The organism is Massilia sp. UBA6681 (assembly GCF_002454935.1).
Taxonomy (GTDB): Bacteria; Pseudomonadota; Gammaproteobacteria; order Burkholderiales; family Burkholderiaceae_D; genus Telluria; species Telluria varians.
The window spans coordinates 1-24,739 of sequence record NZ_DKJX01000128.1; the positions used below are offsets into that span (position 1 = coordinate 1).

Genomic DNA, 24,739 nt, shown 5'->3' on the forward strand with positions numbered 1-24,739 from the left:
GGTGGGCGTTGCGACCGCCGAACAGGCCGACATCCCGATCCTGATCGACGCCCTCGGTACCGTGGTGCCGGCGGCCACCGCCACCGTGCGGCCGCAGGTCTCGGGCGTGGTGCAGAAGATCCTGTTCACCGAAGGGCAGACGGTCAAGGCCGGCCAGGTGCTGGCCACGATCGATCCGCGCCCCTTCGAGATGGCGCTGCTGCAGGCGCGCGGCCNNGCGGCCAGCGCCAGCGCGACGAGGCCCAGCTCGAGAACGCACGCCTGCTGCTCGGCCGCTACCGCACCCTGCTGGAGCAGGAATCGATCGCCCGCCAGGAGGTCGACACCCAGGCGGCGCTGGTCAAGCAGCTCGAGGGCACGGTCATGACCGACCGCGCGGCCGAAGGGATCGCCCAGCTCAATGTCGGTTACACCCAGGTCAAGGCGCCGATTTCCGGCCGGGTGGGCCTGCGCACGGTCGATATCGGCAACCTGGTCAACACGGGCGATGCGAACGGCGTGGCGGTGATCACCCAGCTGTCGCCGATCGACGTCGAATTCACCGTGCCGCAGGACCAGGTGCCGGCGCTGCAGGGACGCATTGCGCAAGGCGCCAAGCTGCCCGCCACCGCGCTGGACCGCACCCGCACCGATACCCTGGCCACGGGCAGCTTCATCGCGCTCGACAACCAGGTCGACGTGCAGACCGGCACCGTGCGCGCCAAGGCGCGCTTCGCGAACAGCGACAACAAGCTGTTCCCCAGCCAGTTCGTCAACCTGCGCTTGCAGCTGGACATGATCGACGATGCCGTGGTGGTGCCGGTGACGGCGCTGCGCCATGGGGCCAACGGCGACTTCGTGTTCGTGCTCAATGCCCAGGACAAGACGGTGTCGCAGCGCGCGGTGACGCGCGGGCAGGCGACCGTGGACAAGGTGCAGATCAAGACCGGCCTGAAGGTGGGCGAGCAGGTGATTACCGAAGGCGCGGATCGCTTGCGCGATGGGGCCAAGGTGACCTTGCCGGGCGATCGGCCGCAGGGTGCGCGTGTTGGTGCCGGCGGACAGCAAGTGCAGGGCGAGGGACGTCGTCAGCGTCAAGGGACACAACAATGAGCCTGGCTGTGCAAGCGAACTTGGGCCCCGGCCTGCGCCGGGGCGACGGAATTGAGGCTAACTAATGAGTCCATCGGCGCCATTTATTCGTAGGCCGGTCGCGACGGCCTTGCTGATGCTGGCAATCGTGCTGGCCGGCCTGGTCGGCTACCGCTTCCTGCCGCTGTCGGCGCTGCCGCAGGTGGACTTCCCGACCATCCAGGTGCAGACCCTGTACCCTGGCGCGAGTCCCGAAGTCATGGCGCGCACGGTCACCGCGCCACTGGAGCGCCAGTTCGGCCAGATGTCGGGCCTGACGCGCATGAGTTCCACCAGCGCGGCCGGAGTGTCCGTGATCACGCTGCAGTTCGGCCTCGGCCAGACCCTGGACGTGGCCGAGCAGGAGGTACAGGCCGCCATCAATGCCGGCGGCTCGCTGCTGCCGACCGACCTGCCGGCGCCGCCGGTCTACGCCAAGGTGAACCCGGCCGACGCGCCGGTGCTGACCCTGGCGATTACCTCCGACACGCTGCCGCTCACCGAGGTCCAGAACCTGGTCAACACGCGCCTGGCGCTGAAGATCAGCCAGGTTTCGGGCGTCGGCCTGGTGACCCTGTCGGGCGGCCAGCGTCCGGCCGTCCGGATCCAGGCCGATACCGAGGCGCTGGCCTCCTACGGCCTGGGCCTGGACACCCTGCGCTCCGCCATCACGGCGGCCAACGCGAATAGCGCCAAGGGCAATTTCGACGGCCCCACGCGTTCCTACGCGATCAACGCCAACGACCAGCTGCTGGCGGTCGAGGACTACCAGAACCTGATCGTCGCGTACCGCAATGGCGCCCCGGTGCGCCTGAAAGAAGTGGCGCGCGTGGTCGACAGCGCCGAGAACGTGCGCATCGGCGCCTGGGCCAACATGAAGCCCGCGATCATCCTGAACGTGCAGCGCCAGCCCGGCGCCAACGTGATCGCCACCGTGGACGGCATCAAGGAGCGCCTGCCCGAGCTGCAGGCCGGGCTGCCGGCCGCGGTGCGCATGGACGTGCTGAGCGACCGCACCGCCGGCATCCGCTCCTCGGTCGAGCACGTGCAGATGGAACTGCTGCTGGCCGTGGTGCTGGTGGTGCTGGTGATCTTCGCATTCCTGCACAGCCTGCGCGCCACCGTGATTGCCAGCCTGGCGGTGCCGATCTCGCTGGTCGGCAGCTTCGGCGTCATGTACCTGATGGGCTACAGCCTGAACAACCTGTCCCTGATGGCGCTGACGATCGCCACCGGCTTCGTGGTCGACGATGCGATCGTCATGATCGAGAACATCGCGCGCTACATCGAAGAGGGCGAGAAGCCGATGGCGGCGGCGGTCAAGGGGGCGACCCAGATCGGCTTCACCATCATTTCGCTGACCGTGTCCCTGATCGCGGTGCTGATTCCGCTGCTGTTCATGGGCGACGTGGTCGGCCGCCTGTTCCGCGAGTTCGCGGTGACCCTCGCCGTGACCATCCTGATCTCGATGGTGGTCTCGCTCACGCTGGTGCCGATGATGTCGGCGCGCTGGCTCAAGAGCCATGAAGAAGAGCGCCCGGGCCGCTTCGCGCAAAAGTCCCAGGCCTTCTTCGACCGCGTGATCGGGCGCTACGACGTGGCGCTGGGCTGGGTGCTGGCGCGCCAGGGCCTGACCCTGCTGGTGGCCCTGGCCACCCTGGTGCTGACCGCGCTGCTGTGGGTGGTCATTCCGAAAGGCCTGTTCCCGACCCAGGACACCGGCCAGCTGCAGGCACGCCTGCAGGCGCGCCAGTCGATCTCCTATGCCGAGATGGCCAGGCTCCAGCAGCTTGCCGCCGCCGAAGTGCTGAAGGATCCGGCGGTCGCCTCGCTCAGCTCCTACGTGGGCGTGGACGCGGCCAACAACACGATGCTCAACACCGGCACCATGCTGATCAACCTGAAGGACGAGGAACGCGGCGACCAGGAAGCGATCATGAACCGGCTGCGCAGCCGGGTGGCGGGCGTGGCCGGCGTTACCCTGTACCTGCAGCCGACCCAGGACCTGACCATCGACGCCGAAAGCGGCCCGACCCAGTACCGCCTGTCGATCGAGGGCGCCGACAGCGCCACCGTCAACGAATGGGCGAGGAAGCTGGTCGCCCAGATGGCCACCAAGAAGGAAGTGCGCAACGCCACCACCGACGCCGGCGCCGTCGGCAGCGCCGCCTACATCGACATCGACCGCGACACCGCCTCGCGCCTGGGCATCACGGCGGCCTCGATCGACGACGCGCTCTACAGCGCCTTCGGGCAGCGCATCGTCTCGACCATCTTCACCGAAACCAACCAGTACCGGGTGATCCTCGAGGCCCAGCAGGACGAGGCGATGTCGCTGGCAAGCTTGAACCGCCTGCAGCTGCGCACCAGCTCGGGCCAGCCGACCCCGCTGTCGGCAGTAGCCACCATCCGCGAGGCCGAGGCGCCGCTGCAGATCACCCACGTGGCCCAGTATCCGGCCGCCACCGTCGGCTTCGACACCGCAGCCGGCGTCAAGCTGGGCACTGCGGTGAATGCGATCCACAAGGCGGCGGAAGAAATCAAGATGCCGAACGCGGTCAGCATGACCTTCCTCGGCGCATCCGGCGCCTACCAGGCCTCGCTGTCGAACCAGCTGTGGCTGATCCTGGCGGCGGTGGTCTGCGTCTACATCGTGCTGGGCGTGCTGTACGAGAGCTACGTGCATCCGCTGACCATCCTGTCGACCCTGCCGTCGGCCGGCGTCGGCGCGCTGCTGGCCCTGTGGGTGACCGGGCAGGGGCTCGGGGTGATCGGCATCATCGGCATCATCCTCCTGATCGGCATCGTCAAGAAGAACGCGATCATGATGATCGACTTCGCCATCGAGGCCGAGCGCGACGAGGGCAAGGCGCCGCTGGAGGCGATCCGCCAGGCCGCGCTGCTGCGCTTCCGTCCGATCATCATGACCACGCTGGCCGCGCTGTTCGCCGCCGTCCCGCTGATGCTGGGCACGGGCGAGGGCGCCGAGCTGCGCCGTCCGCTGGGCCTGGCCATCTTCGGCGGCCTGATCGTCAGCCAGCTGCTGACGCTGTTCACCACGCCGGTGATCTACCTGGCCTTCGACCGCCTGGCGCAACGCAAGGGTGGGGACAAGCGCGGAAAGGCGCCGAACAAGCCCGAGAGGATCGGCGCATGAACCTGTCGCGGCCCTTCGTCGAACGCCCGATCGCGACCGTCCTGCTGACGATCGGCCTGGCGCTGGCCGGCATCGCCGCCTTCTTCGTGCTGCCGGTCTCGCCGCTGCCGCAGGTCGACTACCCGACCATCTCGGTGTCGGCCTCGCTGCCCGGCGCCAGCCCCGAGACCATGGCCTCGAGCGTGGCCACGCCGCTGGAGCGCAGGCTGGGCGTGATCGCCGGGGTCAACGAGATGACCTCGAGCAGCAGCAATGGCTCGACCCGGGTCAGCCTGCAGTTCGACCTGAACCGCAAGATCGACTCGGCCGCGCGCGAAGTGCAGGCCGCCATCAACGCCTCGCGCGCCGACCTGCCGGCCACGCTGCGCAGCAACCCGACCTACCGCAAGGCCAACCCCTCGGACGCGCCGGTGATCATCCTGGCGCTCACCTCGAAGACCCGCTCGCCCGGCCAGATCTACGAATCGGTATCGAACCTGGTGCAGCAGCGCCTGGCGCAGGTGAAGGGCGTGGGCGAGGTCGAGATTGGCGGCGGCTCGCTGCCGGCGGTGCGCGTCGAGCTGCTGCCTTATGCGCTGAACAAATACGGCCTGTCGAGCGAGGACGTGCGCGCCGCGATCCAGGCCACCAATGCCAACCGCCCGAAGGGCGCGATCGAAGGTGCGGGGAACCGCTTCCAGATCTATTCGCAGCCGGCCGGCAAGGAGGGGAGCACCCCCGGCCAGGGCAGGCCGCAGGCGGCCGACTACCGCGACCTGGTGGTGGCCTGGCGCGACGGCGCGGCGATCCGCCTGCGCGACGTGGCCGAGGTCATCGACGGCGTCGAGAACGTCAACACGCTCGGCCTGTTCAACGGCCAGCCGGCGGTCATCGTGCTGGTGACGCGCCAGCCGGACGCCAACGTCATCGAGACCGTGGACGGCGTGCGCGCGCTGCTGCCGACCCTGCAGGCCCAGTTGCCCGGCGACGTCAGCCTGCAGGTGGCCTCGGACCGCACCAACTCGATCCGCTCCTCGCTGCACGAGATCGAGTTCACCCTGGTGCTGTCGATCCTGCTGGTGGTGCTGGTGGTGAGCGTGTTCCTGCGCAGCCTGCGCGCCACCATCATCCCGGCGGTGGCCACCGTGGTATCGCTACTGGGCACCTTCGGCGTGATGTACATGCTGGGCTTCAGCCTGAACAACCTGTCCCTGATGGCGCTGACGGTGGCCACCGGCTTCGTGGTCGACGACGCCATCGTGGTGCTGGAGAACACGGCGCGCCACATCGAGGCCGGCATGGACCGCATGAAGGCGGCGCTGCTGGGCGCGCGCGAAGTGGGCTTTACCGTGTTGTCGATCTCGCTGTCGCTGGTGGCCGTGTTCATCCCGCTGCTGTTCATGGGCGGGCAGGTGGGCCGGCTGTTCCGCGAATTCGCCGTGACCCTGTCGGCCGCGGTGATGATTTCGCTGGTGATCTCGCTGACCACGACGCCGATGATGTGCGCCTGGCTGCTGCGCAAGGAAGACAAGGACAAGAAGCCCGGCTTACTCGCACGCTGGTCCGAGCGCGGCTTCGATCGCACGCTGCGGGTCTACCGGCACGCGCTCGACTGGGCGCTCGACAGCAAGCTCTTGGTGATGATCATCCTCGCTTTCGTGGTCGGCCTGAACGTCTACCTGTTCGCGGCGGCGCCGAAGGGCTTCTTCCCGCAGCAGGACACCGGCCAGCTCAACGGCGGCATCCGCGCCGACCAGAGCATCTCCTTCCAGGCCATGCAGGGCAAGCTGCGCCAGCTGGTGGACATCATCCGGCGCGACCCGGCGGTCGACACCGTGGTCGCCTTCACCGGCGGCGGGCGCGCGGGCGGCGGGTTCATGTTCATCAACCTGAAACCCATCGACGAGCGCGCGAAAGGCGATACCGGACAGGCCGTCATCGCGCGCCTGCGCCCGAAGCTGGCGCGCGTCACCGGCGTGTCGATCTTCCTCAATCCGGTGCAGGACCTGCGCATGGGCGGGCGTTCCAGCAACTCGACCTACCAGTACACGCTCAAGAGCGACAACGCGGCCGACCTGAAGCAATGGGCCACGCGCCTGGCCGAATCGATGAAGCGCCAGCCGGCGCTGGTCGACGTCGACACCGACCAGGCCGAGAACGGCGTCGAGACCTTCGTCACCATCGACAAGGACACGGCGGCGCGCCTGGGCATCGGCACGCGCGACGTCAACAATGCGCTGTACAACAAATTCGGCCAGCGCCAGGTCGCCAACATCTACGACGAGCTGAACCAGTACCGCGTGATCATGGGCGTGGCCCAGCGCTATGCCCAGTCGCCGGAAGCCCTGCGCGACGTCTACGTGCCGGCGCGCGGCGGCGGCGGTGGGACCGCCACCGGCACGCAGTCCACGTCCGGCACGGCCGCTTCGTCCACCAACCTGACCGCCGCACGCGACCCGTCCAGCGGCGCGGCACTGTCCACCGGCGCCACCACCATGGTGCCCCTGAGCGCGATCGCCAGCTACGCCGAAAGCTCGACCCCGACCTCGGTCAACCACCAGGACGGCGAACTGTCGACCACCGTCTCGTTCAACCTGGCGCAAGGCTTCAATCTCGAGGACGGCCAGGCCGCGGTGAAGCAGGCCGAAGCGGACATCGCCATGCCGTCCAACGTGCGCGGCAGCTTCCAGGGCACGGCGCGCGCTGCCCAGGAATCCAGCAAGGAGCAGCCGATGCTGATCCTGGCGGCGATCGTCGTGATCTACATCGTGCTCGGCATCCTGTACGAAAGCCTGGTGCACCCGGTGACGGTGCTGTCCACGCTGCCTTCGGCGGGCGTGGGCGCGGTGCTGGCCCTGCTGCTGTTCCGGATGGAGTTCTCGATCATTGCCCTGATCGGGGTCTTCCTCCTGATCGGCATCGTCAAGAAGAACGCCATCCTGATCATCGACTTCGCCCTCGAGGCCGAGCGTGCGCGCGGCCTCTCCGCGGCGGAGGCGGTGCGCGAAGCCTGCATCCTGCGCTTCCGCCCGATCCTGATGACCACCCTGGCCGCTGCCTTGGGCGCGCTGCCGCTGGCGATCGGTTTCGGCGAAGGCTCGGAGCTGCGCCGCCCGCTCGGCATCGCGATCATCGGCGGCCTGGTCGCCAGCCAGCTCCTGACCCTGCTCACCACGCCGGTCGTCTACGTCCTGCTCGACAAGCTGCGCACCAGGAAGCCGAACGAGCATGAGCTGACCCGCCATGCCGACCTCGATCAGCCGATCCCAGCAAAATAACGAATCCATGATGAGAACCCACGCCATGTACCGCCTTTCCCTCGTCGCCCTGGCTGCCGGCATCGCCGGCGGCTGTGCCGTCGGCCCCGCCTACCAGCGCCCCATGACGCCGGAACCGGTGGCCTTCAAGGAAGCCCAGGGCTGGGTGCCGGCGGCGCCCGCCGATGCGCTCGAACGCGGCCCCTGGTGGCAGCTGTTCGACGATCCGGTGCTGAACGAGCTGGCGGGTGCCATCGAGGTCTCGAACCAGAACGTGGCGGTGGCGGTTGCCAACTATGCGCAGGCGCGTGCGCTGGTGGCGCAGCAGCGCGCGTCCCTGTTCCCGACCGTGAACCTGAGCCTGTCCGGCGACCGCGCCGGCGTGCGCGGGCAGGGCGCGGACAATGCCTATCGGCTGAACCTGGGCGGCAGCTGGGAGCCGGACGTGTGGGGCCGCCTGCGGGCCGGCGTCACCAGCGCCCAGGCCAGTGCCGAGGCCACGGCTGCCGACCTGGCCAGCGCGCGCCTGTCGGCCCAGGGCGAGCTGGCGGCGAATTATTTTGCCGTGCGCGCCCTCGACGCCCAGCGCAGCCTGCTGGCGCGCACCATCGCCGGCTACGAGCGCGAGCTGCAGATCACGACCAACCGCTTCAATGTCGGCATCGTTGCCCGCACCGACGTGCTGCAGGCCCAGACCCAGCTGGCCAATGCCCGCAACGACGAATTGAGCCTGAAGCGCCAGCGCGCCCAGTTCGAGCACGCGATCGCGGTGCTGGTCGGCAAGGCGCCGAGCGAGTTCACGCTCGCGCCGCTGCCCGAATGGCGGGTGACGGTGCCGGCGGTGCCGGTGGGCGTGCCTTCGCTGCTGCTGCAGCGCCGCCCCGACATCGCCGCCGCCGAGCGCGACGTGGCCGCCGCGAATGCGGAGATCGGCATCGCGCGCTCGGCCTACTTCCCGAACATCGGCCTGTCGGCTTCGCTCGGCACCGGCGGCAGCAGCGTGTCGGACCTGTTCTCGGCATCGAATGCCGCCTGGTCCTTCGGGCTGTCGGCGGCGCAGGCGATCTTCAACGCCGGCGCCACCCGCGCCAGTGTGGCGGGGGCCGAGGCGCGCCACCAGGCGACCGTCGCGCGTTATCGCCAGACGGTGCTCACGGCCTTCGCCGACGTGGAGAACCAGCTCAGCGCGACCCGCATCCTGGAGCAGCAGCAGGAGCTGACCCGGGCGGCTTCCGAAGCCGCCGACAAGGTCGAGCAGCAGATCCTGAACCGCTACCGCGCGGGGCAGGTGAGCTATTCGGAAGTGGTGCAGGCGCAGGCCACCGCCCTGAGTGCGCGCCGCCAGCTGGTGCAGGTGCAGGCCGACCGCCAGGCGGCGGCGGTGGCGCTGATCCAGGCGCTGGGCGGCGGCTGGCGCGCGGGGCAGGAGCAGGGCTGAACTGCCCGTCATTACGCCAAAAAACGACCTCATGCATATATAACAAAGTTATACTGCCGGGTGCTTTTTATTCATCTGGGGTCTACCTTGTTCAAATCGTTCGTCCTGCCTGTTGCCTTGATCGGCGCCGCAAACCTCGCGCTCGCCGATGAAGGCCAATGGCAACCGCACCAGCTGCCGCAACTCAAATCCGAACTCAAGCGTATCGGGATCACCATCCCGGCCGAGAAACTGGCCGACCTGAGCAAGCATCCGATGAGCGCCATCGTCTCGCTCGGCGGCTGCTCGGCCTCGTTCGTGTCGCCGGATGGCCTGGTGGTCACCAACCACCACTGCGCCTACGGCGCGGTCCAGCGCAATTCCACCCCCGAGAAGAATTACATCGTGGGCGGCTTCCTGGCCAAGACCCGCGCCGATGAACTGCCGGGCGGCCCGAACACCCTGGTGTACGTGACCGAGAAGGTCGAGAACGTCACCGACCGCGTGCTCAAGGGATTGAGCCCGGCCATGTCGGGCCGCGATCGCCACGAGCTGGTGGAGTCGCGCATCAAGGCACTGGTGGCGGAGTGCGAGACCGACAAGTCGGTGCGCTGCTCGGTGCCGGCCTTCCACCGCGGCCTCGAGTACTACCGCATCAAGCAGCTGATGATCCGCGACGTGCGCCTGGTGTACGCGCCGTCCGACCGCATCGGCAACTTCGGCGGCGACATCGACAACTACGAATGGCCGCGCCAGACCGGCGACTACGCTTTCCTGCGCGCCTACGTCGGCAAGGACGGCCGCCCGGCCGACCCGTCGCCCGACAACGTGCCCTACAAGTCGAAGGACTTCCTGGTGGTCTCCGCGGAAGGCCTGAAGAACGGCGATCCGATCCTGCTGGCGGGCTATCCGGGCCGCACCAGCCGCTACAAGCTGCCGAGCGAGATCCGCTTCGCGCGCGACGTCGACTTCCCGGCCAAGGTGGGCAGTATCACTGCCGACCTGTCGGTGATCTCGGCCGCCACCATGGGCAACCCGGCCTGGGACGTGCGCTACGCGAGCGTGGCCAAGAGCCTGAACAACGTGCTCAAGAAGACGCAAGGCCTGCTGGACGGCTTCGCGCGCAAGGACATCGCCGCGATCAAGGACGTGCAGGACGCCGAGTTCCGCGCCTGGCACAAGCAGAACGGCAAGGGCGCCAAGGGCCTGCTGGGCGAGCTCGATGGCGTGATCGCCCAGGACATGGCGGCCTCGCGCCAGGAAGCCGCCTGGCTTGAGGCCACGCACAGCGACCTGCTCAAGAGCGCGCGCACCCTGTACCGCCTGGCGCTGGAGCGCCAGAAGCCGGACGCGCAGCGCGAGTCGGGCTACCAGGAGCGCGACCTGTCCTTCATCAAGGCGCGCCTGACCCGCCTCGAGCAGTCCTTCGTGCCCCAGGTCGACGAAGCCCGCTGGGGCGCCGCGCTGGCGCGCTATGCCCGCATCGATGCGAAGATGCACCCGCAGGGCCTGGATGGGCTGTTGCCGGCGCCGAACGCGCTGAACGCGATGTACAAGGCGACCGAACTGGCCGACACCGCCAAGCGCCTGGCCTGGATCGGCAAGGATGCGGACGCCTTCCGCAAGTCGAACGACCCCTTCATCCAGCTCGCCGTGCGCCTGCACGAGACCGGCATGGCGCTGGAAAACCGCCGCAACGAGATCGACGGCAATCTCGAACGCGTGATCCCGCAGTACATGGCGGCCGTCATCGCCTGGAAGAAGTCGCAAGGCAAGCCGGTCTACCCGGACGCCAACTCGACCCTGCGCGTGACCTACGGCACCGTGGCGCCCTACGCCCCGCGCGACGGCCTGGTCAAGGGTCCGTTCACGACGGTGGAAGGCATCGTCGAGAAGGCCACCAACAAGGATCCGTTCATCGCCCCCGCGCCGCTGCTGGATGCGATCAAGGCCAAGCGCTACGGCGTGTTCAAGGACCCGGTGCTGGGCACCGTGCCGGTGAACTTCCTGTCGAGCGCCGATACCACGGGCGGCAACTCGGGTTCGGCCGTGATGAACAAGCGCGGCGAACTGGTGGGCCTGAACTTCGATTCGACCTATGAATCGATCACCAAGGACTGGTACTTCGATACCGCGATCACGCGTGCGATCCACGTCGACATCCGCTACATGCTGTGGGTGATGAAGGAAGTCGACCACGCCGACAACCTGCTGAAGGAAATGACGATCAAGTATCCGAAGAAGTAATCGGGAAAGCTTGATCCAGAACCGCCGCCGGAGCGATCCCGCGGCGGTTTTTCTTTTGCTCACGGACGTGAGTATTTCCGCTTGTCTCGACCAGACGATTGACCAGCAACGTCTTTACATCCAATACTAAAAATGCAATTACAACAACATCATTGGAGACAGCATGAGAACACCAAGCTTGAAAGCCTTGCTGCAAGGCTGCGCACTATTCACGATGTTGGCCAGCGCATCGATGCAAGCCCAGGCCGCATTCGGCGTCACCACGACCAAGGACGCCAGCGACAGGATCGTCAGCTACACCATCGATACCGGCGCCGGCCTGGTATTCAAGGTGCGCGGCCACCCGAACGACACCAGCACCACCTCTCCCGGCGACCTGTCCAGCATCGTCTATAACGGCGTCGAATTCCAGGATGCGGCCCGCGGCACCCAGGTCAACAGCGGCTACGACTGGATCTATACGGACCAGACCGGGGTCGATGTCAAGGCCGAAGTGGTCGATGCCAACGGCAATGCCGTGCCGGTGACGGTGCCGGCTGCCGGCCAGAGCGCGACCACCGCGGCCAGCGACTACATCAAGGTGACGGTCAGGACGCTCGGCAGCGCAACCGGGGTCCTGACCCATTACTACCTGGTGAGGAAGGGCGACCCCAGGATCTACATGGGCACCCACTTCACCGCCGAGCCGACCGGCCAGGCGCTGGTGCGTTTCATTGCGCGCCTGCGCATCGCCGCGCTGCCCAGCGGCACGCCGGCCGGCACGCCCGGCGGCCTGGTGACGAATGCCGATCCGAACCGCCCGCCATCCTGGCCCGACGATCTGCGCGGCACTACCGGCGCCATCGAGTCGGGCGACATCTTCGGCATCAACAGCGGCGCGAATGCGGGCGAGACGCGCTCCAAGCACTACTCCAACATGCGCCTGAAGGACTGGACCCATATCGGCGGCACCGGTCCGAACGTCGGCGTGTGGATCGTCCGCGACAACAACGAAGGCGGCTCCGGCGGTCCGTTCTACCGCAGCCTGCTCAACCAGATCACCAGCACCAACAACGAGATCACCTACATCGTCAATTATAACGAGGGCCAGACCGAAGCCTTCCGTTTCAACCGCCTGAACGCCTACACCATGGTGTTCAACAACGGCGCGGCGCCAGGCAGCGTCGATACCGCATGGTTCTCGAAGATGAACCTGCTCGGTTACGTGCCGCCGACGGCGCGCGGCAACGTGTTCGTGCCCGCCATCTACGGCCGCAACCCGGCCTTCCCGTACACCGTCGGTTTCGCCAACGCCACCGCGCAATACTGGGCCGATGCCGCCAGCCACGACGGCAATACCCAGGCCAACGGCATGCTCCCCGGCGCCTACACCATGACCGTCTACAAGAACGAACTGGCGGTCGCCACGTCGACGGTCAAGGTCACGGCAGGCACCACCAATATCGTGCCGGCGCTGACGATCGCCGCCGATCCGCTGGTGAACAACGACGACCCGCGCGGCAAATGGCACATCGCGAAAGGGGACCCGAGCCTGACGCAGGCGCTGTTCCGCATCGGCGAGTGGGACGGCACGCCGCGGGAATTCCTGAATGGCGACAAGATCACCATCATGCACCCGTCCGACGTGCGCATGAGCCCATGGTTCGCCACGGCGAGCAGCGCCGATCCCTACCGTGTCGGCACCTCGACGCCCGGCCTGCACATGCCGGCCTTCCAGTGGAAGGGCTTGAATACCGCGCCGAACGGTCCGGTCACGATCAGCTTCGCCCTGAAGGCGAGCCAGATCTCGGCCACGTCGACCTACCGCTTCAGGATCGGCATCACCGCCGCGCAGGCAGGCGGACGCCCGCAGATCAACGTGAACAGCTGGACCTCGCCTTTCGTCGGCTCGCAGTCCGGCGACCTGTTCCCGCCGGGCCAGCCATCGACCCGCACCATGACGGTCGGCACCTACCGCGCGCGCAATATCACCTACGACTACACGATTCCGGCCAGCGCGCTGATCGCCGGCCAGAACACGCTCAAGATCTGGGTCGTCAGCGGGTCCACCAGCTCCTCGAGCTGGCTGACCCCGGCCGTCTCCTTCGACGCCATGGACCTGGTCAAGATCAACTAAGCACACGCAAGCAGAGGCTCTCCCGCGCCACGGGAGAGCACTCCACCACAACACATTCCAGAAGAGACCATCGTGAAACTCAGCTCCCTTTGCCTGACCCTCGCCGCCGCATTCGCCATCGGCAGCACCAGCGCCCACGCCGGCGTCATCACCGTCGCCAGCCCCAACGTGCCGGTCGAGATCTGCGATACCTGCACGGTCAGCTCGACGCTGAACGTGGAGCACCATGGCCGCGTCCTGGACGTCGACGCACTGGTCAACATCACCCACGGCTGGGATGCCGACCTGGTGCTGAGCCTGAGCCATGACGGCGTGACCGTGCTGCTGTCGAACCGCCAGGGCGGCTCGGGCGGCGCCAACTATACCGATACCCTGTTCGACGACGGCGCCGCCATCAGCATCGCCGAAGGCTATGCCTATGCCCCTTACACCGGGTCGTTCCGGCCGGAGGAGGCATTGGCCGCCTTCATCGGCCACAACGTGTTCGGCGCCTGGACCCTGACGGTGGTGGACAGCGAAGCGGGCGACGCCGGCAGCATCGACGGCTGGGCACTCACTGCCGAGGTGCCGGAGCCCGGCTCGCTGGCCCTGTTCGCGGTGGCGGCGCTCGGCCTGGGCGGTGCGCGCCGCTGCAAGCTCAGGTAAAGCGGGTCGCGAAGCGGCTCTCGATCAGGCCGGCTTTGCCCGGCTGGGGGCAATCGTGTCCGGATCCGGACGGTGAGCCTTGCGCATTGGTCAGCGAGTGGCCATAATCGCCTGCTGACCTGACCTTGCGTCCCCCGCATCGAATGAACGAACCGCTCGCCTTTCTCGGTTTCAGCACCACGCCGCTGGAACTCATCTCCTTCCTGCTGGCGGTGACCACCGTGCTGCTGAACATCCGCCAGAAGCACTGGGCCTGGCTGTTCTCGATCGCATCCTCAGCGACCTTCGCCGTGGTTTTCTTCGAGGCCAGGCTGTATGGCGACATGGGCCTGCAGTTCGTGTTCATCGGCGCCTCGGTATGGGGCTGGTACCAGTGGCTGCACGGCGCCGGCGACCGGCCGCTGGTGGTCACGCGCCTGAAGAGCGCGGGCTGGGGCTGGTCCATCGCCGCCTGGGCCATCGGCTTCGTGCTGCTGTCCCAGTTCCTCGACCGTCTCACCGACACCGATGTGCCGCATGCGGACGGCTTCCTGACCGCCGGCAGCCTGGTGGGCCAACTCCTGCTGGGCCGCAAGAAGGTGGAGAACTGGCTGGTGTGGATCGTGGTGGACGTGCTCTACGTCGGCCTGTACATCTACAAGGACCTGCACCTGACCGCCATCCTGTATGGGGTGTTCGTGGTGCTGGCCTGGACCGGCTGGCGCGCTTGGTCGAACATCGCGCGGAGGGATGCGTGAAGCCCAAGCCGATGCGCATCGCCGTGCTCGGCGCCGAATCGTCCGGCAAATCGACCCTGTGCGACGCCCTGGCGCGGCGCTACGGCACCGTGTGGGTGCCGGAGTACCTGCGCGAATTCGTCGATACCCACGGCCGCGTGCCGGACGAAGAAGACCAGTACCCGATCGCGTGCACCCAGCGCGCGCGCGAGGACGAGGCGGCCGCGCGCGCCGCAGGCTTCCTGTTCTGCGACACGACGCCCCTGATGACGGCGCTGTACAGCCGCCAGTACTGGGGCCGCGTCGACCCGCAGCTGGCGCGCCTCGCCGGCAGCCACGACTACGCCTGGACCCTGGTGACGGCGCCCGACAGCCCCTGGGAGCCGGACGGGCTGCAGCGCGAATCGGAAGAGGTGCGCCAGACCGTGCACCTGATGCTGGTCGAGACGCTGCAGGCGCGTGCCATCCCCTACGTCCTGCTCGAAGGCAGCCTGGAGCAGCGCTTGCGCAAGGTGGAGGGTCTGCTGGGGCGTCCTGCTGACTCTTTGTCTCTTGATTGAGGTGGATTGAGGAGACAAGCGGTTACATTTGCCTTTTTGTTGCCGTATGGTATTAGAATGTTTTTCTCAGCTTTGACAACTACGGCGGTGCGCTGTGAAAAACTGGATAGGCCGCCTGCTCGGCGGCACCGAGAAGGAGACCGCTGCCTCAGCCGCCATTGACGCGGCCGCGGTGGCAAATGAGACCGATATGGCGGCCGATGTGGACGCTGCCTACTACCGTTGGCTGGCCGCCTCGAGCGGCACCAACGCCAGTCCGGAGATCGAACGGCAGATCCTCGACGAGCTGCGCGCCCTCACGGACGACCCCGAAAGCGCCTCCGGCCTGGTGCCGCGCGTGCCGGAACTCGTGACGCAGCTGTTGGGCGCCCTGTCGGACGAGAACATCTCCACTGCCGCGCTGTCGGCCGAGGTCGGGCGCGACCTGGTGCTGGTCGCCGAAGTGATCCGCGAGGCGAACAGCGCCTACTACCGGCCGGCCAAGCCGATCGAGACCCTCGACGGCGCGGTGACCATGCTCGGCCTGAACGGCCTGCGCATGCTGCTGGCGCGCATCGCGATGCGCCCGCTGATCCGCGTGAAGGTGCAGGGCGTCGCGCGCCAGGTGGCGCCGAACGTGTGGCGCCACTCCGAGCGCTGCGCCTTTGCCGCCAGCGTGATGGCGCCGGGCCTGTCGGCCGGCGTTTTCGAATCCTACCTGGCCGGCCTGATGCAGAACGTGGGCCTGCAGGTCGCGTTCCAGATCGCGGACCGGGTCTGCCAGGGCAAGGTGCCCGGTTCGGGGACCTTCGGGATCGAACTGTTCGAGGCCAGCCGCCAGCTGTCGGCCGTGATTGCCCGTCACTGGGACTTCCCGGCCGAGGTGGTCGAGGCGATCGCCTGGGCGGGTGACCCGGACGGGCCGCACCTGGCCCAGGCGCTGACCCAGGGCGACCGCATCGCCAAACTGCGCCTGCTGCTCGATGCAGAGGTGATCGAGCCGGACGACAGTTTCGTGACCGCCGGCCTGGATGGCTTCCAGCGGCGCTGCCTGGGCAAGCTGGCGGAGCTGGCGGATTGACGTAGTAGGGTGCACGGCTCTGCCGTGCGCGCGTTCAACGAGCAGGAGCAAACCACGGTGCGTCCACGCAGCCGTGGTTTGAACGCGCGGTCGGCAGAGCCGACCACCCTACGAAAGAGCCGATCAGAAGTCGAACTGCGCCGACACCCTGAAGGTGCGCGGCGCGCCCGGCAGCAGGTAGCCGCCCAGCGACTGCGTCACGTCGCGCCAGTAGAACTTGTCGAACACGTTGTCCACGCGGGCGCGCAGGATGGTGTTCATCCCACCCACGCGCAGCGCATACGAGGCCCCCAGCGCGGCCACGTGGTAGCCTGGCACGACGGCGCGGTTGGCCGGGTCGAAGGCCTTGCTTCCCGAGTACTGCCAGGTGGCGTCCACTTTCAGCCCGCGCAGCGCCGGCACCGCGTATTCCACCCAGGCGGTCGAGCGGAACTCCGGCACATTGGTCACGCGCTTGCCTTCGACATCGAGGTCGCCGGTGCCGGTCTGTTCGGCGTCGAGCGCCATCAGGGACAGGCTGTAGTTCAGGTCGGAATTCAGCTTGCCCTGGGCCGCCAGTTCGAGGCCGCGGTGGCGCTGCTGGCCGGCGCGCACGAAGAGGTTGGCGGCGTTGACGTACTCCAGGCCCTGGCGAATGTCGAAGGCGGCGGCCGACAGCATCACCGCATTGCCCACCACGCCCTTGACGCCCACTTCCACCTGCTTCGAGCGGCTCGGCGGCAGCACGCTGTTTTCGTTGGCGGTTCCCATTTCGGCGATGCCGCCATGCTGCAGGCCGTGGCTTAGCGAGCCGTAGACGCTCCAGTCGCGCGCCGGCTTGTAGACCAGGGCGACGCTCGGCAGCACGAAGGAATCGTCGGCATGCACCCAGCCCTGTTCGATCTCGGCCAGCTCGTCGCGCTTGAGCTTTACCCAGCGCAGGCCGGTGTGCAGCGTGATCTTGTCGGACAGCGCCGCCACGTCCTGCACGAACAGGGCGCTTTCGCGGTCGCTGCGGCGCTCCATCACCGGGCCGGTACGCGGATTGCCCGGGGCCGGATCGACGGCCTGGTTGTTCCAGATGTTGCTGTAGCCCGCGTAGTCGTAGACGTATTCGCCGAAGCTGTCGTGGCGCTCGGACAGGGCGGCGCCCACGGTCAGCTGGTGGCGCACGGCGCCCGTGGCGAAGCGGCCCTGCAGCATGGCCTGCAGGCCCCACGGTGTCCGGCGTTCGCCCACGCTCTGGTAGTCATACACGTCGTAGTCGCCGTTCGAGCAGTAGCCCGGATAGAAGCCGTCGCCCTCGTTGCTGCAGCCGTAGGGGAAGGCGGTGTAGTCGTCGCGCTTGAACCAATGCTTGTTGGCGTTGAACGTGGCGGTCCAGTCTGGGTTTAGGCGGTATTCGAAGCGCAGGCCCAGGTTGCTGCTGTCGGTCTCGACCGGCCTGGTCCAGGGCTGGTCGTTCAGCAGGGTCTTGGCCGATACGCCGGTCGGCAGGACTTCGTTGCGCAGCAGCTGGTAGCCAGGCGCCGTGATCTGCGCCTTGTGCTGGTGGTCGACGTCGAGCTGGAGCAGGGCGTCCGGGCTGATCTGCCAGTCGAAGGCGGCGGAGACGAACTGGCGCTCGCCGTCGGCGCCGCGCACGTAGGACTTCAGGTCATCAAACGCGGCATTGATGCGATAGCCGAAGCGGCGGTCCTCGAAGCGGCCGCCCAGGTCGATCGAGCCATGCAGGGTGCCGCGCTCGCTCGCTTCCACCAGGACGGATCGCAGCGGCGCATTGGTCGGGCGCTTGGTGACGAAGTTGACCATGCCGCCGGGCGCCGCGACGCCGGCCTGCAGGCCGGCCAGGCCGCGCAGCACTTCGATGCGTTCCTTGTTCTCCAGCGGGATCTGGGTGTCGGCGGAAATCGCGATGCCGTCCTTGCGGTAGCTGGTGGCGTTGTCGAGGGCGAAGCCGCGGATCGAGAACTGCTCGGCATAGCCGACCGCGTTGTAGGCGTCGCCGATCGAAGCGTCGTAGCGGGCGGCGTCGGTCACGTTGCGGATCGACAGGTCCAGCATCTGGGTGCGATTGATGGCGGTGATCGATGCCGGGGTGTCGAGCAGCGGCGCGTCGGAAAAACCGCCGATGCTGGCGCGGTCGCTGGCGACCCAGCGGCTGCCGGTGACGACCACCGAGGCCACGCCGTCAAGCTCTTGTGCGGATGCGTTGGTGGAGAAGGCCTGCAGGATGGCGCAGGCAATCAGGGAGTATTTCAGCTTGGATGTCATGGTTTGCTCGTCTTCGCGCGCCACATCAAGCATGGCGCGCTGCTTTCATTAAAAAAGCCGGAGCCAACGTGGGGGAAGGGCAAACAAGGATGGGAACTGCGTTGCGCTTTCCTTCGCTGGCATTATCCAGATCAGGTACGAAGGGTATCTCTCACCCGGCAACGCGCTGTTCGCGCATGCCAGGACCCCTAGCGAGGCGGCAGTGTAGCACGGACACGGGAGGCCGTGGTGAATGTGGCAAGACGGGCCGGAACTCAGGACGCCATGGCGTCTGTGGGGGCGGCCGCGGGTGCGCAGGGAAGGGTCACCACGAATGTGCTGCCCAGGCCCAGGCCCGGACTGTGCGCGCTGACGGTGCCGCCATGCAGTTCGACCAGGCTCTTGACGAGCGCCAGGCCGATGCCCAGGCCACCTTCGTTGCGGCCCGGCGTGCGCGTGACCTGGCTGAAGGAGTCGAACACCCGGCCGAGCATTCCGGCCTCGATGCCGACCCCGTTGTCGTGCACGCTGATCTCGGCGCGCTCGCGCCCGACGTACAGGGCCAGCCGAATCTCGCCGCCTTCGGGCGTGTACTTGGCGGCGTTGACCAGCAGGTTGGCGACGATCTGTACCAGGCGCTTGTGGTCGCCCAGCACGACCGGCCCCTGCGGCGGAAGGTCTGCATTCAGCCGGTGGCGGCGCTGCCTGAACAGCGGGCGGGTCTGGTCGAGGGCGTCGTTCAGGACCAGGCACAGGTCCACGGGCGCGCGTTCCGCCGCGATCAGGCCTTGCCGCACGCGCGACACGTCGAGCAGGTCCTCGACCAGGTGGGTCATCGTTTCCACCTGGCGCCCGATGATCTCGGCGGTGCGATGCTGCTGCGCGGCGTCGGCGCCGCCTGGCAGGCGCAGCAAGTCGGCCGCCGCCCGGATCGGGGCCAGCGGATTACGCAGCTCGTGCGCCAGCACCGCCATGAACCGGTCCTTGTGCGCGTCCGCTTCGCGCAACGAGGCCAGGGCCCGTTCCAGCGCCTGCTCGGCGCGCCGGCGGGCGGCATCGGCGCGGTTCAGGCGCAGCGCCGCGTGCCAGGTGCTCGCCACGATCAGGGCCACGATCCCCCAGACCAGCAGCGCGATGCCGGTTTCGGTGTCGATGGCATCGAAGTGCAGGGCGAGCCAGACCAGCGCGCCGAGCAGGACCGGCATGGCGATGGCCGACAGCAGCAGCCGGCGCGCCATCTGCGCCTCGGGGGTGTGGCCGGCGACCGCCGCCATCATTCCTGCGGAAGGGCGTGCGGCCAGGGCGCCCAGCGGCAGCAGGATCAGCACCAGGGCCGTCAGGATCGAGGTGCCGCTGCCGGGCAGCGGCTGGTACAGGAAGGTGTCGCGGAACATGTAGCTTGCCAGCGTGAGCGCGGCCAGGGAAAGCACCCCGAGCGCCAGCCATTGCGCGAGCTGGACATGGCGCGCACGGGGCAGGGCCAGGAGGCTGATGCCCATGCCGAAGAACATCGCCGCGGTCAGTGGCGACGACAAACGCCACCAGCCGGCATGGTCGGCAATGAAGGACGCTGCGAATGGCCAGTCCAGCCGCGCGCTGCCATGTGCCAGCAGGATCGCGGCCGCCATGGCGGTCACGAGCAGCGCCGGTGCCGGGCCGAAGCGGGTATCGGCGCCGCGCCCGTGCAAAGTGAGTGCGCCGCTGGCGAGCAGGGTCAGGGTGGCGGTCAGCGGGACCATAGCCGGCAAACCGGCGAAGACGGAAACGAGCGAATCGATGCCGGCCGCCCACCCCAGCAGGCAAATGGCGGCGATGAGTGCGCAGGCGCAGGCGACGGGGCGCGGCAAGGCGGGCACGGGGACGGCGGGCGACGCGCGGCTGCTGGATGTCGAATGGGCTCGAGAAGGCATGTCCCATCATCATAGTCGGAATGCCCGGGCCGGCGCGCCGGATTCCGGCCTTGCCGGCACGCCCCGGATGGGACAGACGGGATGACGGGCGGCCCGCAACGAGCCGCCCGGCCTCAGGCCTCGGCCGTGGCCGGCGCCGCGACCGCGCGCGCCTGGGCGCTGGCGGCCGGCACCATGTGGCGCAGCATGGTGGTGCGGGTGGAGTCGCCGATGGCGCGCCAGTATTCGCGGCGCTGGGCGGCGCGCTTGCGGTGCTTGGACGGCATGTCGGCCAGCGGCTTGAGGTAGAAGGGCAGGCGGATCAGGTAGCTGCGGCCCGGCATCTCGACTCCGCCGAGGATCTTCCAGAAACCGTCGTAGGCATTCTCGAAGTGCTTCAGGTCGGCCGGATCGTAGGCGATGTGCGAGGTGCACTTGATCGCCACCACCTGGTCGATGCCCAGGGCCTGCGCCACGCCCTGCATCGCGGCGAAGCAGAAGAAGCTCGGCGAGTTGTTGGGGAAGGCTTCTTCGAAAGCGTCGAAGGCGGCGCCGGAGTCGAGCCAGCGGCCCTGGTTGCGGGTGACGAAGGGCACGGTGGGCAGCTCGCTGCCGGCCAGCTGGCCGTCGATCCAGGTGTAGGACAGGCGGTGCAGGTACTTGCCGTCGGCGACCAGCGAAATGGTGAGGTCGCCCTCGGCATCGTGGCGCGGCGCCATCTCGAGGCGCAGCAGGAAGCTGTGCTCACCGGTGTCGTGCTGCCACAGCGTGAGCCCGCCGCCGCCGTAGACGGCCTGGTGGTAGGCATTGCTGAACGCGGCGTCCTCGAAGCGGTAGTGCGACAGCACGCACTGCACGCGCTCGCGCGCGCTCAGGTCGCGCGCCAGGTAGCTGCGGTGGCTCAGGTGGTGGAACAGGTCGTCGTTGGGGGCGGCCGCGACGAAGCGGCGCACCAGGTCGAGGCGGCACAGGGCCTGGTGCTCGCGCCAGTAGCGCAGCACGCGCAGGCTGCGCACGATGCTCAGCATCCAGGAGGCAGGCGTGTACTGGCTGCGGCGTGCAATCCAGTGCTTGGTCAGGTGAGCGAAAATCATGTGAGCGCTCCAGTCGGCGTAAAGTTGCGGGCGCCACGGCGGCGCCACTGCTTTATCTTCGATGCCCACTACATGGGTACTCGGAAAACCTGCTGCGCGCTGCAGTGGGTTTCAGGAAGCCGCAAATGTAAATGGGCTTGCATCGCAGAAATCACATTCTGCCACGCAATTTGCCAGGATGCTAACTCGTGCTGTGGTAATACGGAGAACGCTGGGGGATGGGAATGAAACCGTTAGGACGGGTTGCGTTCATGTCGTGTCTCTCTCTCGTGGTTCGTCTTGCTTATTCTTGCTTGTTTTTCGCCTGTTTTGCGACTTTTTGTTTTCGCCTGACAGGCACTACAAGATTACCATGTTTGTGCGGCGACACGCTTCCGATTCATCATCGATAATTGCGCCAGACCGAACCAGACCGGAGGTGCGAGATGGCGTATGAACTTTTTTACTGGCCGGGTATACAGGGGCGTGGCGAGTTCGTCCGGCTTGCCCTGGAAGAAGCGGGAGCCGAGTACGTGGACGTGGCGCGCCGCGAGGGCGGCATGGACCTGCTGCTGTCGGCGCTCGAGACCGAAACCCGTCCCTCGTTCGCGCCGCCTTTCCTGCGTGCCGGCGAGCTGACCATCGGCCAGGTGGCCAACATCCTCCTGTACCTGGGCGAGCAGCATGCGCTGGCGCCCCGCTCCGATCCGGGCCGGCTGTGGACCCACCAGCTGCAGCTGACCATCGCCGACCTGGTCACCGAGATCCACGATACCCATCATCCGATCGCCACCTCGCTCTATTATGAAGACCAGAAGCCGGAAGCGCAGCGGCGCGCCGCCGACTTCATCGAGACGCGCCTGCCCAAGTTCTTCGGCTATTTCTCGCGCCTGCTCACTAATCCCGAGCAGCGCGACTGGCTGGTGGGCGACAAGCCGAGCTATGCCGACCTGTCGCTGTTCCAGGTGATCGAAGGCCTGCGCTATGCCTTCCCGAACGCCATGAAGCGGCTAGAGGGCGAGTATCCGGCCCTCGGCGCGCTGCGCGACCGCGTGGCGGCGCGGCCCAATATCGCGGCCTACCTGGCCTCGCCTCGCCGCATCCCGTTCAACCAGAACGGGATCTTCCGCCACTATCCCGAACTCGACGAGTAGTCAGTCCCACCCAGGCGCGAACTCGGGGCTGACCAGGCGCTCGCCGCGGTCCAGCGCATCGATCGCAAGCAGCTCGTCCTGCGTCAGCACCAGGCTGCCGGCGGCCAGGTTACTGGCCAGGTTGGCGCGTTTGGTCGACGAGGGGATGACGGCATAATCCTTGGCCATCAGCCAGGCCAGCGTCACCTGCGCGGCCGTGGCGCCATGGCGCGCGGCGATTCCCTTGATGACCGGATCATCCATCACCTTGCCGTAGGCGAGCGGCATGTAGGCGGTGACGTGGATGCCCATCTCGCGTGCGAAGGCGGCGACCGTCCGGTTCTGCAGGTAGGGATGCAGCTCGACCTGGTTGGTGGCGATGTTGTGGGCGCCGACCGCATCGATCGCTTCCCGCATCAGGGCGATCGGGAAATTCGAGATGCCGATGGCTCCCGTGAGACCCTGTTCGCGTGCGCTGAGGAGGGCCCCCATCGATTCGGCCACCGGCACCGCGGCGCCCGGCGAAGGCCAGTGGATCAGGGTAAGGTCGACCTGCTCCAGGCGCAGCTTGCGCAGGCTCTCCTTCAGGCTGGGCACCAGGACCTCGCCAGCCAGGTTCTCCGTCCAGATCTTGGTGGTCACGAAGACCTCGTCGCGCGCGAGCTTCGACGCGGCCAGCGCGCTGCCGACTTCGGCTTCGTTGCCGTAGATCTGGGCGGTGTCGATGTGGCGGTAGCCCAGTTCGAGTCCGTTGCGGACCGAATCGATGGCCTGCTGGCCCTGCAGGCGGAAGGTGCCGAGGCCGAGTTGCGGCATGTGCATGGTGAATCCTTTCATTGAAAAATCAGTGGGTGGCGACGGCGTGCTGCCGAGCCGCCTTGGCCGGCAGGCCGTCGCGGCGGTCCAGCCAGCGCGCCAGCGTGGTAAGAAGGAAGGCGCCGACGACGATCAGGGCGCCGATCGGGGGCGTGGCCATCAGTCCGAATTTGGCGACGATCAGGCCGCCGCCCCAGGCGCCGAAGGCGATGCCGACATTGAAGGCGGCGATGTTCAGGCTTGATGCCACATCCACCGCATGCGGCGCATCGCGTTCGGCGCGCTGCACCACGTAGACCTGCAGGCCGGGCACGTTGCCGAAGGCGACCGCACCCCAGGCCAGCACGGTGGCCAGCACCAGCCACTTGTTGGGCGCGGTGAAGCCGAGCACCAGCAGCACCAGCGCGAGCAGCGCGAACACGATCTGCAGCGCCGGCAGCGGGCCCTTGCGGTCGGCCAGCTTGCCGCCCCAGATGTTCCCGGCCGCGACCGAGACGCCGTAGACCAGCATCACCAGGCTCACGCTCGAGGCGGCAAAGCCCGAGACTTCCTGCAGGATCGGCGCCAGGTAGGTAAAGGCGATGAAGGAGCCGCCATAGCCGAGCGTGGTCATGGCATACACCAGCAGCAGGCGCGGCTTCTTCAGCACCGCGAGCTGGGTCAGGAGGCTCGATGGCTTGCTGCCGGCGATGTCGGCCGGCACCAGGATCCAGCTGCCGACGATCGCGACCAGGCCCAGCAGCGACACGGCGAGAAAAGTCGCCTGCCAGCCGAAGTGCTGGCCGATGAAGGTCCCGAGCGGCACGCCGGTGACCAGGGCCACGGTCAGGCCGGTGAACATCAGCGCGATCGCGCTGGCGGCCTTTTCCTTCGGCACCAGGCTGGTGGCGATTGTGGAGCCGATCGAGAAGAACACGCCGTGCGCGAGGCCGGTCAGCACGCGGGCGGCCATCAGGGCCGGGTAGCCGGGCGCCATCCAGGCCACCAGGTTGCCGATGGTGAAAAGCAGCATGAGGCCGAGCAGCAGCTGCTTGCGCGGCACCCGGCCCGTGAGGGCGGTCAGCACCGGCGCGCCGACGGCAACGCCGAGCGCGTACAGGCTTACCAGGAGGCCGGCGGACGGCACCGACACGTTCAGGCTGGCGGCGATGGTAGGAATCAGGCCGACGATCACGAACTCGGTCGTGCCGATGGCGAAGGCGCTCAGCGTGAGCGCCCAGAGGGCGAGTGGCATGGTGTTCTCCTTTGTATGCCGGGGGATTGATCCAGGCCTTGCAGTGTGCCGCTTCGGGCTGCGTAGAAAAATGCCTTGGCGTACAATTTACTTTTGAC

15 protein-coding genes, 1 pseudogene and 1 riboswitch are annotated in these 24,739 nt (G+C 67.5%); of the genes and pseudogenes, 11 read left to right on the forward strand and 5 right to left on the reverse strand.

The genetic code is table 11. From position 1 onward, the window contains the following. The 10 genes and pseudogenes from B2R83_RS23575 to B2R83_RS23620 all read left to right on the forward strand — a co-directional run. A pseudogene (locus B2R83_RS23575) lies at positions 1-1,092 on the forward strand (efflux RND transporter periplasmic adaptor subunit); the annotation flags it as partial. A gap of 64 nt (positions 1,093-1,156) precedes the next feature. Continuing rightward, a complete protein-coding gene (locus tag B2R83_RS23580) occupies positions 1,157-4,267 on the forward strand; it encodes an efflux RND transporter permease subunit (protein ID WP_292045588.1) in 3,111 nt (1,036 codons plus the stop codon). Then, on the forward strand, positions 4,264-7,524 hold the full coding sequence (locus tag B2R83_RS23585; protein WP_292045591.1) for an efflux RND transporter permease subunit: 3,261 nt from the start codon (positions 4,264-4,266) through the stop codon (positions 7,522-7,524). Before B2R83_RS23580 ends, B2R83_RS23585 begins: the two co-directional genes overlap by 4 nt. Before the next feature lie 25 nt (positions 7,525-7,549). Next, positions 7,550-8,941: an efflux transporter outer membrane subunit gene (locus B2R83_RS23590; RefSeq protein WP_292045593.1), complete on the forward strand. Its 1,392-nt coding sequence runs from the start codon at positions 7,550-7,552 to the stop codon at positions 8,939-8,941. Positions 8,942-9,028: 87 nt separating this feature from the next. Continuing rightward, complete coding sequence (locus B2R83_RS23595) at positions 9,029-11,167, forward strand: S46 family peptidase (protein WP_292045595.1); 2,139 nt, start codon at positions 9,029-9,031, stop codon at positions 11,165-11,167. Positions 11,168-11,330: 163 nt separating this feature from the next. Then, positions 11,331-13,283: a rhamnogalacturonan lyase B N-terminal domain-containing protein gene (locus B2R83_RS23600; RefSeq protein WP_292045597.1), complete on the forward strand. Its 1,953-nt coding sequence runs from the start codon at positions 11,331-11,333 to the stop codon at positions 13,281-13,283. A gap of 72 nt (positions 13,284-13,355) precedes the next feature. Further along, entirely contained in the window at positions 13,356-13,928 is a 573-nt protein-coding gene (locus B2R83_RS23605) for a proprotein convertase P-domain-containing protein (protein WP_292045599.1), read from the forward strand. Between the two features lie 143 nt (positions 13,929-14,071). Continuing rightward, on the forward strand, positions 14,072-14,665 hold the full coding sequence (pnuC, locus tag B2R83_RS23610) for a nicotinamide riboside transporter PnuC (RefSeq protein WP_292045601.1): 594 nt from the start codon (positions 14,072-14,074) through the stop codon (positions 14,663-14,665). An 11-nt stretch (positions 14,666-14,676) separates the two neighbouring features. Further along, positions 14,677-15,204, forward strand: coding sequence for an ATP-binding protein (locus tag B2R83_RS23615; protein WP_307189391.1), 528 nt, complete (start codon positions 14,677-14,679; stop codon positions 15,202-15,204). A 94-nt stretch (positions 15,205-15,298) separates the two neighbouring features. Beyond that, a complete protein-coding gene (locus B2R83_RS23620) occupies positions 15,299-16,264 on the forward strand; it encodes an HDOD domain-containing protein (RefSeq protein ID WP_036205880.1) in 966 nt (321 codons plus the stop codon). Positions 16,265-16,387: 123 nt separating this feature from the next. Here the strand turns inward: B2R83_RS23620 and B2R83_RS23625 are convergent, their stop codons facing one another. From B2R83_RS23625 to B2R83_RS23635, 3 genes are all read right to left on the reverse strand, one after another. After that, on the reverse strand, positions 16,388-18,517 hold the full coding sequence (locus B2R83_RS23625) for a TonB-dependent siderophore receptor (RefSeq protein WP_292045606.1): 2,130 nt from the start codon (positions 18,515-18,517) through the stop codon (positions 16,388-16,390). 91 nt (positions 18,518-18,608) lie between these two features. Further along, positions 18,609-18,717, reverse strand: a riboswitch (TPP riboswitch). Positions 18,718-18,771: 54 nt separating this feature from the next. Next, positions 18,772-20,406: a sensor histidine kinase gene (locus tag B2R83_RS23630; protein ID WP_292045608.1), complete on the reverse strand. Its 1,635-nt coding sequence runs from the start codon at positions 20,404-20,406 to the stop codon at positions 18,772-18,774. A gap of 113 nt (positions 20,407-20,519) precedes the next feature. Then, positions 20,520-21,479, reverse strand: a complete 960-nt coding sequence (locus B2R83_RS23635) for a DUF535 family protein (protein ID WP_292045610.1) — start codon at positions 21,477-21,479, stop codon at positions 20,520-20,522. A 425-nt stretch (positions 21,480-21,904) separates the two neighbouring features. Between B2R83_RS23635 and B2R83_RS23640 the strand changes: the two genes are divergently transcribed. Then, a complete protein-coding gene (locus tag B2R83_RS23640) occupies positions 21,905-22,612 on the forward strand; it encodes a glutathione S-transferase (protein WP_285378915.1) in 708 nt (235 codons plus the stop codon). On the opposite strand, the gene dkgB is transcribed toward B2R83_RS23640, so the two are convergent. Beyond that, positions 22,613-23,413: a 2,5-didehydrogluconate reductase DkgB gene (gene dkgB / locus B2R83_RS23645; RefSeq protein WP_292045612.1), complete on the reverse strand. Its 801-nt coding sequence runs from the start codon at positions 23,411-23,413 to the stop codon at positions 22,613-22,615. Between the two features lie 22 nt (positions 23,414-23,435). Beyond that, entirely contained in the window at positions 23,436-24,641 is a 1,206-nt protein-coding gene (locus B2R83_RS23650; RefSeq protein WP_292045614.1) for an MFS transporter, read from the reverse strand. Positions 24,642-24,739: the final 98 nt, after the last annotated feature.

What these genes read in the sequence shown, in the direction of transcription:
- B2R83_RS23640 (WP_285378915.1), top strand. Translation starts at nt 21,905, where the DNA reads ATGGCGTATGAACTTTTTTACTGGCCGGGTATACAGGGGCGTGGCGAG.
- B2R83_RS23625 (WP_292045606.1), bottom strand. Translation starts at nt 18,517, where the DNA reads ATGACATCCAAGCTGAAATACTCCCTGATTGCCTGCGCCATCCTGCAG.
- B2R83_RS23630 (WP_292045608.1), bottom strand. Translation starts at nt 20,406, where the DNA reads ATGCCTTCTCGAGCCCATTCGACATCCAGCAGCCGCGCGTCGCCCGCC.
- dkgB (WP_292045612.1), bottom strand. Translation starts at nt 23,413, where the DNA reads ATGCACATGCCGCAACTCGGCCTCGGCACCTTCCGCCTGCAGGGCCAG.
- B2R83_RS23580 (WP_292045588.1), top strand. Translation starts at nt 1,157, where the DNA reads ATGAGTCCATCGGCGCCATTTATTCGTAGGCCGGTCGCGACGGCCTTG.
- B2R83_RS23635 (WP_292045610.1), bottom strand. Translation starts at nt 21,479, where the DNA reads ATGATTTTCGCTCACCTGACCAAGCACTGGATTGCACGCCGCAGCCAG.
- B2R83_RS23590 (WP_292045593.1), top strand. Translation starts at nt 7,550, where the DNA reads ATGTACCGCCTTTCCCTCGTCGCCCTGGCTGCCGGCATCGCCGGCGGC.
- B2R83_RS23650 (WP_292045614.1), bottom strand. Translation starts at nt 24,641, where the DNA reads ATGCCACTCGCCCTCTGGGCGCTCACGCTGAGCGCCTTCGCCATCGGC.
- B2R83_RS23600 (WP_292045597.1), top strand. Translation starts at nt 11,331, where the DNA reads ATGAGAACACCAAGCTTGAAAGCCTTGCTGCAAGGCTGCGCACTATTC.
- B2R83_RS23615 (WP_307189391.1), top strand. Translation starts at nt 14,677, where the DNA reads ATGCGCATCGCCGTGCTCGGCGCCGAATCGTCCGGCAAATCGACCCTG.
- B2R83_RS23585 (WP_292045591.1), top strand. Translation starts at nt 4,264, where the DNA reads ATGAACCTGTCGCGGCCCTTCGTCGAACGCCCGATCGCGACCGTCCTG.
- pnuC (WP_292045601.1), top strand. Translation starts at nt 14,072, where the DNA reads ATGAACGAACCGCTCGCCTTTCTCGGTTTCAGCACCACGCCGCTGGAA.